Genomic DNA, 15885 nt, shown 5'->3' on the forward strand with positions numbered 1-15885 from the left:
CGAAACCGCTGCGCTTGATCGATTTCAGGAACTGCTTGGGAATGATCGCATCGGTATCGACGTTGGCGCGGTCGAGGGGCACCACCAGCCCGTCAAGTTGGGTGAAGGCCTGCATGTGTCTAATTACCCGCCTTGCTGCCGGCTTTTTCGATCGACTCGCCCGCCTTCTTCACATCCTGGCCAAACCCTTCCATGGTGTTGCAACCGGCAAGGCTCAGCATGGCGAACATCAAAATGGCTATCATCGGTTTCATCAGGCGTTCTCCTTAAAAAGTTCGTACATCTACAAAATGGCCGGCGCATGCAGCAGCAGCAGCCATTGCCGGGCTGACCAGATGGGTGCGTCCACCCTGCCCCTGGCGGCCTTCGAAATTGCGGTTGGAGGTAGAGGCGCAGCGCTCGCCCGGCTCCAGCCGGTCGGCGTTCATCGCCAGGCACATCGAGCAGCCGGGCTCGCGCCATTCGAAGCCCGCTTCGACAAAAATCTTGTCCAGCCCCTCGGCCTCGGCCTGCTGCTTGACCAGGCCGGAGCCCGGCACCACCATCGCCAGCTTGACGTTGGGCGCGACTTTGCGGCCTTTGGCCACGCTGGCGGCTTCGCGCAGGTCTTCGATACGCGAATTGGTGCAGGAGCCGATGAACACCTTGTCCACCGGAATATCCATCATCGGCGTGTCGCCCTGCAGGCCCATGTATTCGAGGGCGCGGGTCCAGTCGTGCTGTTTGACCGCATCGGGCGCCGCGCCCGGATTCGGCACGCGACCGTTGATCGTCGTCACCATCTCGGGCGAAGTGCCCCAGGTGACCTGCGGCTCGATGTGCGCCGCGTCGAGTTCGACGATGCGATCAAACACGGCGTCGGCATCCGAATGCAGGGTGTTCCACCAGGCCACGGCCTTGTCCCAGGCTGCGCCCTTGGGCGAGTAAGGACGGCCCTTGACGTAATCGATGGTGGTCTGGTCGACGGCCACCATGCCGGCGCGGGCGCCCGCTTCGATCGCCATGTTGCACAGCGTCATGCGGCCTTCCATCGTCAGCGCGCGGATCGCGCTGCCGCCGAACTCCAGCGCGTAGCCGGTGCCGCCGGCGGTACCGATCTCGCCGATGATGGCGAGCGCGATGTCCTTGGCGGTGACGCCCTTGCCCAGCACGCCCTCGACTTTCACCAGCAGGGTTTTCGACGGCTTCTGCCACAGGCATTGCGTCGCCAGCACATGTTCGACTTCGGAGGTGCCGATGCCGAACGCCAATGCGCCAAATGCGCCGTGCGTCGAGGTATGCGAATCACCGCACACCACGGTCATGCCGGGCAGGGTCAGGCCTTCTTCGGGACCGATGACGTGGACGATGCCCTGGCGGATATCGTCCATCTTGAATTCGGTGATGCCGAACTCGGCGCAGTTGGCGTCGAGCGTTTCCACCTGCAGGCGCGACACCGGATCGGCGATGCCCTGCGAGCGGTCGGTGGTCGGCACGTTGTGGTCGGGCACGGCGATCGCCGCATCGACGCGACGCGGCAGGCGGTGCGCCAGCTTCAGGCCCTCGAACGCCTGCGGGCTGGTGACTTCGTGCACCAGATGGCGGTCGATGTACAACAGGGTGGTGCCGTCCGCTTCGACATGGACGACATGGGCGTCCCACAATTTCTGGAATAAGGTGAGTCCGGGCATGCGGAATATTGGCTAACGTGCGTTAAACGATGATTATTTCATAGGTTCAGGGCGGCTGGCACGGCTTTTGTTTGGTGCGATTTCGACTTCCGCTACTTCGATTTACCCCATACGGCGAAGACCGCCCACGCCAGCGCCGCGCTGATCGCGGCCAGGGTAAACGTCCAGGCCGAACCGATCGACTCCCAGGTCAGTCCGCTGGCCAGGCCGCCGATGGTGCCGCCGACGCCGTAGGACAAACTGGTGTACAAGGCCTGCCCGCGCGCCTGGTGGCGGCCGCGAAAGTGCTGGTGAATCAAGGCGACCGCCGCCGCATGATAGGTACCGAAGCTGAATGCATGCAGGGTTTGCGCGCCCCACACCAGCCAGGCCGACTGCACGCCCCAGGCGATGACCAGAAAACGCAGCGCCGCCAGCGCGAAACTCGCCAGAATCAGCTGGCGCGGCGTCACCCGCGCAAAAATGCGCGGGATGATCAGGAAAATGCCGATCTCGCACAGCACACCCAGCGCCCACAACCAGCCGACGGTGGACTTGTCGTAGCCGTGATCGACCAGATAGATGGAATAAAAGGTGTAGTACGGCCCGTGCGTCACTGCCATCAGCAGACAGGCGGCCAGCAGCGAGGCCACTTCGGGGCGCTTGACGATATCCCAGACCGAATGATGGTCGGTGGGGTGCGGCAGGATCTCGGCATCGGGAATAGTGCGCGCCGACGCGACGATGCCCAGCATCACCGCCAGCACCGCCCAAGGCAGCCAGCGGATCGAGACCGTGTCGAAAGCGTAGCCCAGCCCCACCACCATCACGATGAAACCGACCGAGCCCCACAACCGGATGCGGCCGTAGGCATCGCTGCGTTCGCCCAGATGCGACAGCGTCATCGCCTCGACCAGCGGCAGCGAGGCACTCCAGAAAAAGCTCAGCGCCGCCATCACCGCGAACAGCCACCAGAAACTGTCGCTGACGAACACGCCCGCGAACACCAGTACGCTGCCTGCCGCCGCGATCTGCACAATGGAGGTGCGCCTGCCGGTCTGGTCGGCGATATGCCCCCAGATATTCGGCGCGAATATCCGCATCACCTGCAGCAGCGACATCAGCACGCCGATCTGGAATGCGCTGAACGCCAGCGATTGCAGATACAGCCCCCAGAACGGCGACATCGCACCGACGAAGGCGAAATAGAAGAAATAGAAACCGGACAGACGCCAGTAGGGGACTGCATTCATGCGGCCGGATTATCCGCGAACCCGGCGCGAAACTCGCACCGCGCCACGGGCTTTTTGCGGCGCGGGGAATAAGGGACTAGCGCGGCGAGGTATCGGGCGCCATGGCCGGAGCGGCATACCACTGATCGCGCGGCACCACCTTGGCCTGCTCGGGGTCGCCTTCGTAGGCCGGGGTCATGATCTGTACGCCGTATTCGTTGAACGTATCGAGTATGTTCCGGTGCAGCTGCGCGTACAGCCGGTTCATCGCCTGGGCGTCGTCGCAATACACGTTGACTTCATACGTGACGTCGAAACTGCCCAGCTGCTTCTGCAGCACGAAAGGCTTTGGCTGCTTGAGCAGACCGTCGGTGCGCTCGGCCGCCTGCAGCAACATCGCCTCCACCTGGCGCCACGGCGTTTCGTATCCGATCCCGACCGTGGCATGCAGGATCAGCTGCCCCTTGCGTGCCAGCGTGCTGTAGTTCACCACGCTGTTGTTGAGAATGATTGAATTGGGAATGACGATTTCTTCATTCTTCGGTGTGCGCAAATGGGTGACCAGCAGGCGCGACTCGGTGATGTCGCCCACGTAGTCCTCGATCTTGACGCGATCGCCGACGCGGAATGCGCGTCGATAAATCATGGTGTAACCGGCAATGATGTTGCCGATGACCGACGATGAACCCAGTGAAACAATCACGCCGAGAAACAGGGAAATGCCCTTGAACGCATCCGACTGCGAACCCGGGATATAGGGATAGGCCACCACCAGCGCGAAGGCGATCACGAAAAACCGCACCAGCCGGTAGGTGGGCCAGGCCCAGTCCCGCTCGAAATTCACCAGCGGGGTGGTGCCTTCTGCCAAGGCCAGGAAGAACAGTCGGATTGTCTTCAGCAGATAGCGTGTCACGAAGACCAGAATGACCAGGAAGACCAAATCGGGAATCGCAGCCAACACGCTTTCGCCCATGGAACGCAACGGATCGACCAGCAGCGTCCACAGTTGCGTGGCAAACAGCCGGGTCCACGGAAACAGGTGCAGCACATAGTCCAGGTAAAAAATGCCCGCTGCGACGGTCGCCAGCGTCCAGACGAATTTCCGCGCGCCCTGCAACGCGCTCCATAGATGCGCCGCGCTGATCAACCGCAGAGAGCGGTGTTCCAGCCCGGCCAACTGCTCCTTGACGCGGCCATCAAGCTCCTTGTCGATGCGCCGCACCGTGCGTCTTCCAAGCCAGATGAACGCCAGCAAGGCCAGCGTTGCGATAAGCACCTGCCCCGCGCTGCGCAGCAGGTATTCGCTGGTGCGATCGCGCCGGTAGGTCTCGACAGCCTCACCTATGCGCTTGACGTAAATACGAGCGAGAAGCGAACGACTCACCTGCTCTTGTTTAGCATCCAGATCGGACACGACCATGATGAGCTGCTCGCCCAGCGCGATTCGCGAACCCTCGGCAGTCTCGATAACGGTCAGTGCCCTGGGTGACAGGGCAGAGTTTTCTGCGTATGCCTCGATCCGGGCCTGAATGCCTCTGGCGCGCTCTTTGGCCGGAAAGGCATGGATGCCGCTTACGTCAAACAGATCCACGCCATCGATGATGACGGGCGCCTCGGTCATGGACGGAGACGATGGCGGGGCCACGACCTCCGCTTCGGCCGCACGGGCCAGAAGCGGCCCGGACAAGCTCGCGGCCAGCAGGCCCATGCAAGCCCACCGGATCAATTCGTGGAAGCCTTTGCAGCGCATCATGAGCTTGCAGTCCATACGTCCCTCCCTCACATCATCGTTCGGGCGGGAAGCGCCCGCACCCGGTTTCATGCGGTTCCGGCCAGATCGTCCGGCTTAAAAGACCGGGCCCAGGTGCAGAAAGGCCGTGCCGGTTCCGCCCTCGGCAAAACCCACCCCAAGATACAAAGGACCAATCGGGGTATCCGCGCCAAAGAACACGCTGCCATTGAATAGCCCGCTGCTGAAACTGACGTCGCTGCTGTTCTGCCAGGCGTTGCCGAATTCGATCGAAGCCCCCACGTAGCCGGGCAGAATCCTGGCATCCAGGATACGCCGGTAGTAAACCAGGCTGGCAATGCCGACTTGCTGTCCGCTCAACTGGTTGGGCCGATAACCTGAAAGATGGAGGAAACCGCCGGCGCGGAACAGGCTCTCTAGCGGTGCGTCGTCGTCGAGCGTGGTATCGAAGCGGAACGCGCCGATCAGATGGTGCCGCCCCGACGAAAATGCCTCGGTATACGACAACAGCACCTGATTGAAGTCTTCATCTGCGCCTAGCGCCTCCTGGCTGGCGATCAGGCTCACGCCGCCTTTGCGGCCGCTGCCGGGAAAGTAAACGCTGTCCAGCGTATCCACCGCGAGCTGGGCATAAAGCTGCCCAATCTGGAAATCGCCTTCCAGGCTGGGGGGACCAATCACCATGTCGACGTCCCCCTCGCTCCAGAGGTAGCCGATACGCGCCTGGCCCCAGGTGCCGAATTCGCGGCCAAGGCCCAGATCAAGCACTGCGCGCGAAACATCGTACTGGGCTATCGCATCGTTGCCGGCGTAGACGTTGAATTGATTGCTCGCCAAGGCGACCCGGGTATTGATGAAATAACGCGAAGCCGGATCAAGCGGCTGATACCACTCGGCGGCGACCGTCGGGTCCTGGCCGATCTGCAGGCCGAGCCGAATCTCGCCGTTAAGCGCGTTGATCGCGGTGCGCGTATAGAGCACCCCCAGGTTGTAAGTGCTTTCGTTATTGAAATCCGAAGCCAGTTCCATGCCGAACTGCAGGTAGTTGGGACCCCAGGATTTTTCCTTGGCATGCAAAACCAGGCCGGTTTTCCCTCCTTCATCCACGACTTCGTAACGCACGCTCTCGAACACATCGAGGCCATAAATCTCGTTGATTTCCTTATCCAGTTGCGCGCTGTTCAGCGCCTGCCCGGGTTTCAGGGAAATGCGCGACAAAATGACCGTGTCGCCGATGCGCGACTGGTTGTCCAGCCGCACGAAATCGATGATGGGCAGCTTGTCAGGCACCTTTTTGGCCTCGAACTGCTGATACTGCGCATTGCTGGCGGACAATCGCCGCAACGCATCAAGCTGACCGCGTGCCGCTGCCTCGCCAATCACGATGCCTTCGCCCGCCCGCTGAAAATCGCCGCTCCCCAAATCGCCCAGTTGCGGCTTGATCAGGATGTCCGTCGGCTTCAGCGTGGCCAGTTGTTGCTCGACATTGCGTTCGGAAAGGATGTTGGTGAGCTGGGCCACCACATCGAGCGCGCCCTTGATGTCTTCACGCTTGTACAGACCGCTGCCGACATCGACCACGATCAGGATATCGGCGCCCATGTCGCGTGCCACGTTCACCGGAACGTTGTTGGCCACCAGCCCGTCCACCAGCAACCGGCCATCGATCTCCACCGGATCGAATGCGCCGGGTACGGCCATGCTGGCGCGAATGGCACGCGCCAGATCGCCGGATTGCAGCACCACCGCCTGCCCCGTTTCGAGATCGGTGGCGACCGCATGGAAGGGAATCGGCAGCTTGTTGAAATCGTGGATATCGGTGGCTCGCAGGGTCAGACGGCTGAGCTGCAAATCGAATTTCTGGCCATGAATATAGGCCAGCGGTGTTTTCACCTCGCCATCGTCGCTGAACCCCAGCTTGGGCTTGACCATGTACAGATTGTCGTCCAGCTTGCGGCGAAACGAACGGTCGGTGCGTGGTGGCTGATCGATGAAGGTATCGTCCCAGTCGATGGTCTTCAGCTCGTGCCCGATCTCGTCCGGCGTGAAGCCCGCTGCATAGAGCCCGCCGACGATCGCGCCCATGCTGTTGCCGGCGATGTAATCAATCGGGATATGCAGCTCTTCCAGCACTTTCAGCACGCCCACATGCGCCGAGCCGCGCGCACCGCCGCCTCCCAGCACCAGGCCGATCCTGGGGCGCTGCGCCGGATTGGCGGCCTGCGGCATGGACTTGCCCGGCTGTCCGGCCAGGTTCGCCTGCTGCGCGGAAGCCACCTCGACGGGACCAAACAGCGTAGCCAGCGCAACAACAGAAACCAACGCAACTGACACCATCGGTCGTGAGCGGGATAAGACGTAGCGGGTAAGCATGGCGAAAAAGTCAGGGCTCGAATGACGCGGATTATAGGTCCCCGCCATGACCGTAATGTTGGCTCAACGTACAATCCGGCTTAATTTTCCTGCCCGCCAGCGTCTCGCCATGATCCGATTTCTCAAACTGTTCGGCCGCCTAGGCCTGTGGACGGCCTTGTTTGCCCTCACCGTCTGGGGCTGCGCCGCCCTGTGGTTTGACGGCCCGGAATCGCGTCCGCTGGCCAGCCTGCTCGCGTTGATCTATGCGCTTTCCATGCTGGCGTTGCCGGTTCTGATCCACCCGATGCGGCGCGGGGTGCTTGCCAGCCTGATCCTGTTTGCCATTCTGCTCGGCTGGTGGCTCAGCATTCCCCCCAGCAATGCACGCAACTGGCTGCCGAATGTGGCCAACCCACCTTCAGCCCGTATCCAGGGCGATATCGTCACCGTCCGCAACCTGCGCAATTTCGATTACCGTTCCGAAACCGACTTCAGCCCGCACTGGGAAACCCGCACCTACAATCTGTCGAAGCTGCGCGGGCTGGATCTTTATGTCATCTACTGGGGCTCGCCCAGCATCGCCCACACCATCCTCAGCTGGCAATTCGACGACGGCCAGCATCTGGCCGCCTCCATCGAAACCCGCACGGAAACGGGCGAAAGCTATTCTGCCGTGCGTGGTTTCTTTCGCCAGTTCGAGCTTTACTATGTGCTGGCCGATGAGCGCGACGTGATCGGCCTGCGCACCAACCACCGGCGCGAAGACGTCTACCTGTATCGCCTGCGCACCCCACCCGCTCGCGCCCGCGCGCTGTTGCTGGACTATCTGAAGACGGTCAACCGGTTGTCCAGTGCGCCTGAGTGGTACAACGCCTTCAGCCACAATTGCACCACCACCATCCGCCTCCACGCGGGCAACGCCATGGGCGCGATCCCGCTCGACTGGCGCTGGCTGGCAAACGGCTATCTGGACACCCTGCTCTACGAAGATGGCGTGATCAACCGGACCCTGCCCTTTGCCGAGCTCAAGTCGCTGAGCTACATCAACCCGCGCGCACAGGCCGTACCGCTGGACAGCCACTTTTCCAGCGCGATCCGCAAGGGCATTCCGCCACGTCCGGCCCCGCCGCCGAAGTGAGCCATCGGCCACGACTGTTGCGGTATGGCATCCAGGCGTCCACAAAAGGGCGACCGCATGCCCGCCGCCCCTTGCCCAAAGGCGCAAATCCCCACATACTCGGCGCACAGGCAGTCGAGCGTTCCCGACTGGTTTTTTGGCCCGATTCCACTACGCCGTATTGAAATCCACCCATATTGAAATCCACTGTGGCGCCTCCCAGCACTTCACTGATCGAACTGCCCGACCTGCGACTCGATGACGCCAGCGCACTGCTCGCGCATGACGGCAAAAGCAGTCAGCCTCAGCGCGACGAATCGCCCACCGAATATCTGCAGCGAGTGATCGACAGCCTGTGCGAACTCTCCCTCAAGGACCCGTTGACCGGTCTCGGCAACCGCCGGCATTTTCATGCCGCGCTCGAACGCCAGATCGAAACGGTTGCGCGCTCCGGCGAATCGGTCCTGCTGCTGATGCTAGACATCGACCACTTCAAAAATATCAACGACACCCACGGCCATCTGGCTGGCGACCATGTATTGCGGGTAATTGCGCACTGCCTGGCGGGTTGCGTACGCCCGGTGGACACGGTCGCGCGCTATGGCGGCGAGGAATTCGCCATCATTCTGCCGAACTGCCGCCCGCTGTTCGGACTTGCCCTGGCCGAACGTATCCGGCGGACGGTTGCCGGACTTTCGGTGCCGATCAGCCCCCTGCTCAGCCTCCAGGCCACGATCAGCATCGGCGGCGCCTATGCCCCGGAATGGGTACGCTCCACCACCGAGCTCTGGATCGAGCGTGCTGACAACCAGCTGTATCGCGCCAAATCCAACGGCCGCAATCAGGCCTGTATCGATCAACCCCAGGAACTTTCGGTAAGCGCTGAAGAAAAAGGCTTGCTGTTCAGCCACCTCGCCGTGGACAACGCGAACCCGTTTGAGTCCGGTCCGGGCAATGTCATAAACCGAGTAAACGCATGAACGATGTACTGACCCCCCCCACGCAAAACCCGGACGCTGCCCAGGTGCCGCTCAAGCCCCTGGGCAAGGTGCTCGCCGTCACCAGCGGCAAGGGTGGCGTGGGCAAAACCTTTGTTTCCGCCAATCTGGCGGCCGCGCTCGCCAAACGGGGCCACAAGGTGCTGGTGCTCGATGCCGACCTCGGGCTGGCGAATCTCGATGTGGTGCTCAACCTCTACCCCAAAATCACCCTGCATGACGTCTTTACCGGCAAGGCCCGCCTGGACGAGGCGATCCTGCCGGCGCCGGGCGGATTTTCCGTGCTGCTGGCCGGTTCGGGGATGGTCGAGTATTCGCGCCTGACCTCCGAAGTACGCAACGAATTCCTGCGCGTGATGAATAGTCTGGTGCCGAATTACGATGTGGTGATTCTGGATACCGGCGCAGGCATTTCCGATGTCGTGCTGTTTGCCGTCTCGCTGGCGTCCGAAGTGCTGATGGTGGCCACCCCCGAGCCCACCTCGCTTACCGACGCCTACGCCACCATCAAGGTGCTGGTGGGGCAGCAGCAGCGCCAGGTCATCCGCGTCATCATCAACCAGGCCACCCGCCCGGGCAGCGGCGCGGCGATCACCAACCAGCTGCAGCAGGTGCTCGACCGTTTCGTCGTGACCGGGCTCAACCAGCCGATCCGCCTCGTTCACCTGGGCGATATCCCGGTTGATCCCGAAGTGCGCCAGGCCATCATGCGGCGCCAGTTGATGATGCAAGCCACGCCCGGCTGCCCCGCCGGGATGGCGCTCACCCAGCTGGCCCGCAATCTGGAAGACAGCGTGATTCCCCGCGCCGCCTGAAACCGGTAGCGGCAGCTTGATTCGAAAGGGCTGGGTTAGTGCGGTGCCGGCGTGGCCTGCACCAGCGCCATCACCCGTTCCGGTTCCATCCGCAGCAGATCGCCGATGTCCCGATAATCATCCGGCAAGGCCGCGTTATCCCAGCCTTGCGCGGAATGTCGCGCCAGATTGACCGCCAGGGTGACATTGCGCACCCGCGACGTTTTCGCCAGCGCCGGATCGAGCAAATTTTGCAGCAGCTCCGGCAAATGCCAATCGATGGCCAGCTGGCGCTGCAACTCCACTCCGGTAAAGCCCAGTACGCGCTTTTGCGCGTCGGCGCTGCGCAAAGAGGCATCGGCTTGCTGAAGCCGCCGAATGTCCAGCATTTGCACCGGACTGAAGCACCACATCAGCATCTCGGTCACATGCGCAAGCAGGGTGGATACATGCACTTCTTCCGCATGCAGATCGTGCAGACGCAAGGCCCAGTCATAGGCGTAATACGCCGAACGCTGCGCGCGGCGCACCGTCTGCAGCAGCTGCACCAACGCCTCGATATGCCCCTGCAGCATGTCTTCCACGACCGGGGAGGTCGGCACCTCACGGAAAAAAGTATCGACTCCCAGCATCAGCAGAGCCTGCTTCACATCGATCAATTCGTATTTCTGGTTGCGGTGCTTGTGGTTCTGCATGAAGCGCAACAGCTTCACCGTCATCAGCGGATCGTCGGTCACCACGTTGGCAATGCTGCGCGGGTTGAGCAACGACTCGTCGGCTCGCAGACGATCCAGCTCACGCGCGCTGCTTTTCAGCACGGGGATCTCTGCCTGCCCCAGGTAAGCAAGCCATTCCGACAGGCCTTTTGAATGCTGCGACATCTTTACCCTCCTCGGGCTGAACCAAGTGCTTGCACGCCACTTACACTGACACACAATACGAAACGGCATTTGTGACGCTTCACTTTAATTTGCCCCCGTACAATCTCACCTCCCGTATCCGGCCTTGCGTATGTCCGCCCCTATCGACCCCAGCTGTTTCGACCCTGATTGCCGCGCCTGCCCGCGTCTTGCCGGGTTTCTCGACGAAGTTCGCGTGCAGCACCCCGATTACCATGCGCGCCCGGTCGCGCCCTTTGGCGATCCGGCGCCGAGCCTGCTGATCGTCGGCCTCGCGCCCGGGATGCACGGCGCCAACCGCAGCGGGCGGCCCTTCACCGGCGACCATGCCGGAATATTGCTGTACCAGACCCTGCACCAGTTCGGCTACGCCAGCGCGCCGCAATCGCTGTCCGCCGACGATGGCCTGCAGCTCATTGCTTGCCGCATCACTAACGCGGTCAAGTGCCTGCCGCCCGCCAACAAGCCAGAACCCGCCGAAATCCGCGCATGCAATCGCTTTCTGGCCGCCGAACTGGCGAACCTGCCCCGCCACGCCAGCATCCTCGCGCTCGGCCTGATCGCGCATCAGGCGGTCCTGCGCGCGCTCGGCCTCAAGCTCAAGGATTACCCCTTCGGCCACGCCAGCGACTACCGCCTGCCCGACGGCCGGCGGCTGGTCAGCAGCTACCATTGCTCCCGCTACAATACGCAGACGCGCCGCCTCACTCCGGAGATGTTCGCGGCCGTATTCGCGCAAATCCAGAGCACGCCTTAACCCATCGAGGTCTGACCATGCCCGTCGTCACCATCAAGCTCGCCGGCACGCTGAGCCGCGAGCAAAAACAGAAAGTCGCCGAAGAAATCACCGCCACGCTCGAACGCCACGCCGGCAAGCCGGCGTCGTACACCTATATCGCGTTCGAAGAACTGCCATACGAAAACTGGGCGATCGCCGGCAAGCTGCTCGATGAAGACGACTGAGCTTTGAGCGTCGACAAATCCTTTCTCGCCTCGCTGCCCACCCTGCCAGGCGTCTACCGCATGATCGACGCCGCCAATGCGGTGTTGTATGTCGGCAAGGCCAAGGACCTGAAAAAACGGGTTTCCAGCTATTTCCAGAAAAGCGACCAGAGCCCGCGCATCCGCCTGATGCTGAAAAGCGTCGACCATATCGACACCACGGTGACGCGCACCGAGGCCGAGGCGCTGCTGCTGGAAAACAACCTGATCAAGGGCTTGAAGCCGCGCTTCAACATCCTGTTCCGCGACGACAAGTCCTACCCCTACCTGCTGCTGACCGGCCATCGCTTCCCGCGCCTGGCGTATTTTCGCGGCACGCCCAAAAAACAGGATCAGGCATTCGGTCCCTATCCCAATTCCTACGCGGTACGCGAAAGCATCCAGCTGCTGCAAAAGGTTTTCCAGCTGCGCAGCTGCGAAGACACGGTGTTCGCCAACCGCTCGCGGCCCTGCCTGCTGCACCAGATCAAGCGCTGCACCGCACCGTGCGTCCAGCGCATCACGCCGGAAGCCTATGCGCAGGATGTCGAAGCCGCGGCCCAGCTGCTGCACGGTGCGGCCAACACCCTGACCGAGCAGATCACCGCGCAGATGAACGCCGCCGCCGCCACGCTCGATTTTGAAACCGCCGCCCACCTGCGCGACCGCCTGCGCATGCTGGCCACCGTGCGCGAAAAACAGTTCGTCGACACCACCGGCAGCGAAGCCGATGCCGACGTGATTGCGGTGGCCGAGGTTGCCGGGGTGATCGCACTCAACCTGACCATGATCCGCGGCGGACGCCACCTGGGCGACCGCAGCTTTTTTCCGCAGCACGGCGAAGGCGCCACGCTGGCCGAAGCACTGGAAGCTTTCATTGCCCAGCATTACCTCGACCACCCCATCCCTTCGCGCATCCTGATCAGCGAAGCGATCGATACCGACGCTCTGGAAGTGCTGCTGTCCGAACATGCGCAAAAAAAAGTCAGCCTGCAGCACCGCGTCACCGCCCAGCGCAAAGTGTGGCTCAGCATGGCCGAAGCCAACGCACGCCTGTCTGCCGAACGCCGCAGTACCGAACGCAGCAACCAGTCGCAGCGGCTTGCTGCGCTACGCGACACGCTCGACCTGCCCGCGCTCAAACGCATCGAATGTTTCGATATTTCGCACACCCTGGGCGAGGCAACGATCGCCTCGTGCGTGGTGTACGAAGGCGACGATCTCAAGAAATCCGACTACCGGCGCTACAACATCAGCGGCATCACCCCGGGCGACGACTACGCCGCGATGCATGCCGCCCTGGTCAAGCGCTTTCAAAAGAGCGTGGAAGAAAACGGCGTGCTGCCCGACTTGCTGCTCATCGACGGCGGCAAGGGGCAAATCAGTACGGCCGTTGCGGCCATGAGCGAGCTGGGTCTGGGCGAGGTCCTGCTGCTCGGTGTGGCCAAGGGCGAAGCACGCAAACCCGGTCTGGAAACCCTGATTTTTGCCGATGGCCGCGAGCTGAATCTGGCCAAGGACCATCCCGGATTTCATCTGATCCAGCAGATACGCGACGAAGCGCACCGCTTCGCCATCACCGGACACCGCGCCAAACGCGGCAAAGCACGTCTGCAATCCTCGCTCGAAGACATCGCGGGAATCGGCCCCAAGCGCCGCAAACAGCTGCTCGAACACTTCGGCGGGCTGCAGGGTGTGCGCGATGCCGGTGTCGACGCACTTGCTACTGTCAACGGTATCAGCCGAGAATTGGCGGAAACCATTTATCGCGCCTTGCATTGATGCCCCTCAATCTCCCCAATCTGCTCACCTGGCTGCGCATCCTTCTCATCCCGGTCATGGCAGGGGTGTTCTATTTGCCGCAAGGCTGGGTGACGCCATTCGAGGCGAACCTGCTGGCCGCGCTGTTTTTTGGCGTGGCCGCCCTGACCGACTGGCTCGACGGCTATCTTGCACGCGCGCTCGGCCAGACCTCGGCCTTCGGCGCGTTTCTCGACCCGGTGGCCGACAAGCTGATGGTCGCAGCCGCGTTGATCGTGCTGGTTGACCTCGGCCGCGTGGCGCCGCTGATCGCACTCATCATCATCGGCCGCGAAATCACCATTTCCGCCCTGCGTGAATGGATGGCCAAGGCCGGCAAATCGGCCAGCGTCGCGGTGTCCTTCGTCGGCAAGCTGAAAACCACCGCGCAGATGATCGCCATCGTGCTATTGCTCTATGCCATCCCGGTCGCCGGCCTGCCCATTGCGCGCATCGGCACCCTGCTGATCTGGGTCGCGGCACTGCTCACGCTGGTTTCGATGGCGTATTACCTGATGATGGCTGCGCGCGCATTGCAAAATAATTAACGAAAATTCGGGCAAACCTGTTGACAGAAAAAACCCGAATCCCCATAATGCGCAGCCTTCAACGCGGGAATAGCTCAGCTGGTAGAGCGCGACCTTGCCAAGGTCGAGGTCGGGAGTTCGAACCTCCTTTCCCGCTCCAGCATTCCGGGGAAAACAGAAGGACAAGTCCGGACGTTTTCCCCTTTTCAATTAGAAACTAGAATTAAGCGGTATTTGGCGCGATAGCAAAGCGGTTATGCACCGGATTGCAAATCCGTGTAGGTCGGTTCGACTCCGGCTCGCGCCTCCAGATTCGAAGCTGACTACCCGATTCGCCCGGATGGTGAAATTGGTAGACACAAGGGACTTAAAATCCCTCGCCAGTGATGGCGTACCGGTTCGATTCCGGTTCCGGGCACCATCTCCCTTTTGGTCTCGTGGTTCAGGTGGTATAATTTCGCCGCTTGATTATTTGTTTGATTGTTTTGCATCAATGGGCGTTTCGCCCATTTTTTATTTGCATTTTTTGTTCGCAGCTTGCCGTAGCGCTTCGCGTAACGGCACAACAGTGGATTGTCGATGATGGATTTGCCCACCCGCCTGGAACCCGTGCTTGCCGGACTCGGTTACGAGCTGGTCTTGCTGGAGCGTGCCGGCCGCGGTCAATTGCGTCTGTTCATCGACAAGCCGGGCGGCATCACGATTGACGACTGCGTCGCGGTGAGCAATCACCTGACCCACCTTTTCACGGTCGAAAATATCGACTATGACAGGTTGGAAGTCTCTTCGCCCGGACTGGATCGGCCGCTGGTCAAACCTCAGGACTATGTCCGGTTTGCCGGCGAACAGGTCACGCTCAAGCTGCGGGTGCCGCTGAATAACCGGCGTCGCCTCAGTGGTCAGTTGGTCGGGCTGGAAAACGATACGGTGAAGCTGATCGTTGATGGCACGGAAGTATCGGTTGATTTAAGGAATGTAGATGCTGCCCGCCTCAGGCCCATGGTCTAGGCACAGCAGGTTGGAGAAATTATGAGCCGTGAAATGTTAATGCTGGCCGATGCGCTGGCACGCGAAAAGAACGTAGACAAGGAAGTGGTGTTCGATGCGCTGGAACAGGCGCTCGCCTCTGCTACCAAAAAGCGCTTCAAGGACGAGTCCGACGTGCGCGTGTCGATCGATCGTGATACCGGCGATTACGAATCCTTCCGCCGCTGGCAGGTCGTGTCCGAAGCCGACCTCGAATCCGAGGGCTACCAGATCCTGCTGATCGACGCGCAGGACAAGCATCCGGACATCGAAATCGGCGACTACATCGAAGAGCCGCTCGAAAACATCGAGTTCGGCCGTATCGGCGCGCAGGCCGCCAAACAGGTCATCCTGCAAAAGATCCGCGATGCCGAGCGCGAGCAAATCATCAGCGACTTTCTCGATCGCAAAGAGCATCTGGTCAACGGCGTGGTCAAACGCATCGACCGCGGCAACGCCATCATCGAATCCGGCCGCGTCGAAGGCTACCTGCACCGCGACCAGATGATCCCACGCGAGAACCTGCGCGTCGGCGACCGCGTCCGCGCCTACCTGCTGCGCATCGACCGCGGCGCCCGCGGCCCGCAGGTGGTGCTGTCGCGCACCGCGCCCGAATTCATCATGAAGCTGTTCGAACTGGAAGTGCCCGAGATCGAGGAAGGTCTGATCGAAATCAAGGCCGCCGCCCGCGATCCGGGTCTACGTTCCAAGATCGCCGTGGTGTCGCACGACCCGCGCATCGACCCGATCGGTACCT

At 61.6% G+C, this 15885-nt stretch carries 15 protein-coding genes, 3 tRNA genes and 1 pseudogene; 12 read left to right on the plus strand and 7 right to left on the minus strand.

Annotated features, from left to right (window positions below; genetic code table 11):
* The 6 genes and pseudogenes from IV098_RS14125 to IV098_RS14150 all read right to left on the minus strand — a co-directional run.
* Positions 1-115 (minus strand): annotated as a pseudogene (locus tag IV098_RS14125) (3-isopropylmalate dehydratase small subunit); the annotation flags it as partial.
* A gap of 4 nt (positions 116-119) precedes the next feature.
* Positions 120-254: an entericidin A/B family lipoprotein gene (locus IV098_RS14130; protein WP_296890180.1), complete on the minus strand. Its 135-nt coding sequence runs from the start codon at positions 252-254 to the stop codon at positions 120-122.
* A gap of 12 nt (positions 255-266) precedes the next feature.
* A complete protein-coding gene (gene leuC / locus IV098_RS14135; RefSeq protein ID WP_296890182.1) occupies positions 267-1670 on the minus strand; it encodes a 3-isopropylmalate dehydratase large subunit in 1404 nt (467 codons plus the stop codon).
* A gap of 92 nt (positions 1671-1762) precedes the next feature.
* Positions 1763-2902, minus strand: a complete 1140-nt coding sequence (locus IV098_RS14140) for an MFS transporter (RefSeq protein WP_296890184.1) — start codon at positions 2900-2902, stop codon at positions 1763-1765.
* Positions 2903-2978: 76 nt separating this feature from the next.
* Positions 2979-4649: a mechanosensitive ion channel domain-containing protein gene (locus IV098_RS14145; RefSeq protein ID WP_296890186.1), complete on the minus strand. Its 1671-nt coding sequence runs from the start codon at positions 4647-4649 to the stop codon at positions 2979-2981.
* 78 nt (positions 4650-4727) lie between these two features.
* Complete coding sequence (locus tag IV098_RS14150; RefSeq protein ID WP_296890188.1) at positions 4728-6953, minus strand: patatin-like phospholipase family protein; 2226 nt, start codon at positions 6951-6953, stop codon at positions 4728-4730.
* 160 nt (positions 6954-7113) lie between these two features.
* Between IV098_RS14150 and IV098_RS14155 the strand changes: the two genes are divergently transcribed.
* From IV098_RS14155 to IV098_RS14165, 3 genes are all read left to right on the plus strand, one after another.
* Positions 7114-8124, plus strand: coding sequence for a DUF4105 domain-containing protein (locus tag IV098_RS14155; RefSeq protein ID WP_296890190.1), 1011 nt, complete (start codon positions 7114-7116; stop codon positions 8122-8124).
* Positions 8125-8312: 188 nt separating this feature from the next.
* Positions 8313-9083 (plus strand): GGDEF domain-containing protein, encoded by a 771-nt coding sequence (locus tag IV098_RS14160; RefSeq protein ID WP_296890192.1) that lies wholly within the window; start codon positions 8313-8315, stop codon positions 9081-9083.
* Entirely contained in the window at positions 9080-9916 is an 837-nt protein-coding gene (locus IV098_RS14165) for a MinD/ParA family protein (protein WP_296890194.1), read from the plus strand. Before IV098_RS14160 ends, IV098_RS14165 begins: the two co-directional genes overlap by 4 nt.
* Before the next feature lie 35 nt (positions 9917-9951).
* Here IV098_RS14165 and IV098_RS14170 read toward each other — a convergent pair whose 3' ends face one another.
* Complete coding sequence (locus tag IV098_RS14170) at positions 9952-10776, minus strand: HDOD domain-containing protein (protein ID WP_296890196.1); 825 nt, start codon at positions 10774-10776, stop codon at positions 9952-9954.
* Between the two features lie 130 nt (positions 10777-10906).
* Here IV098_RS14170 and IV098_RS14175 point away from each other — a divergent pair, with 130 nt between their 5' ends.
* From IV098_RS14175 to nusA, 9 genes are all read left to right on the plus strand, one after another.
* On the plus strand, positions 10907-11551 hold the full coding sequence (locus tag IV098_RS14175; RefSeq protein WP_296890198.1) for a uracil-DNA glycosylase: 645 nt from the start codon (positions 10907-10909) through the stop codon (positions 11549-11551).
* Between the two features lie 17 nt (positions 11552-11568).
* Positions 11569-11757 carry a 4-oxalocrotonate tautomerase family protein gene (locus IV098_RS14180; RefSeq protein WP_296890199.1) on the plus strand — a complete coding sequence of 63 codons (189 nt, stop codon included), beginning with the start codon at positions 11569-11571 and terminating at the stop codon, positions 11755-11757.
* 3 nt (positions 11758-11760) lie between these two features.
* Positions 11761-13557, plus strand: a complete 1797-nt coding sequence (gene uvrC, locus IV098_RS14185) for an excinuclease ABC subunit UvrC (RefSeq protein ID WP_296890201.1) — start codon at positions 11761-11763, stop codon at positions 13555-13557.
* Positions 13557-14123 (plus strand): CDP-diacylglycerol--glycerol-3-phosphate 3-phosphatidyltransferase, encoded by a 567-nt coding sequence (gene pgsA / locus IV098_RS14190; RefSeq protein WP_296890203.1) that lies wholly within the window; start codon positions 13557-13559, stop codon positions 14121-14123. Before uvrC ends, pgsA begins: the two co-directional genes overlap by 1 nt.
* A 63-nt stretch (positions 14124-14186) precedes the next feature.
* Positions 14187-14262, plus strand: a tRNA-Gly gene (locus IV098_RS14195).
* A gap of 76 nt (positions 14263-14338) precedes the next feature.
* A tRNA-Cys gene (locus IV098_RS14200) sits at positions 14339-14412 on the plus strand.
* Between the two features lie 24 nt (positions 14413-14436).
* Positions 14437-14523: transfer RNA gene (locus IV098_RS14205), tRNA-Leu, on the plus strand.
* A gap of 158 nt (positions 14524-14681) precedes the next feature.
* Entirely contained in the window at positions 14682-15110 is a 429-nt protein-coding gene (gene rimP, locus IV098_RS14210) for a ribosome maturation factor RimP (protein WP_296890205.1), read from the plus strand.
* A gap of 21 nt (positions 15111-15131) precedes the next feature.
* The coding region (nusA, locus tag IV098_RS14215; protein ID WP_296890207.1) for a transcription termination factor NusA at positions 15132-15885 on the plus strand (754 nt) is incomplete at its 3' end.

Source organism: Thiobacillus sp., from assembly GCF_018780105.1.
Classification (GTDB): domain Bacteria; phylum Pseudomonadota; class Gammaproteobacteria; order Burkholderiales; family Thiobacillaceae; genus Thiobacillus.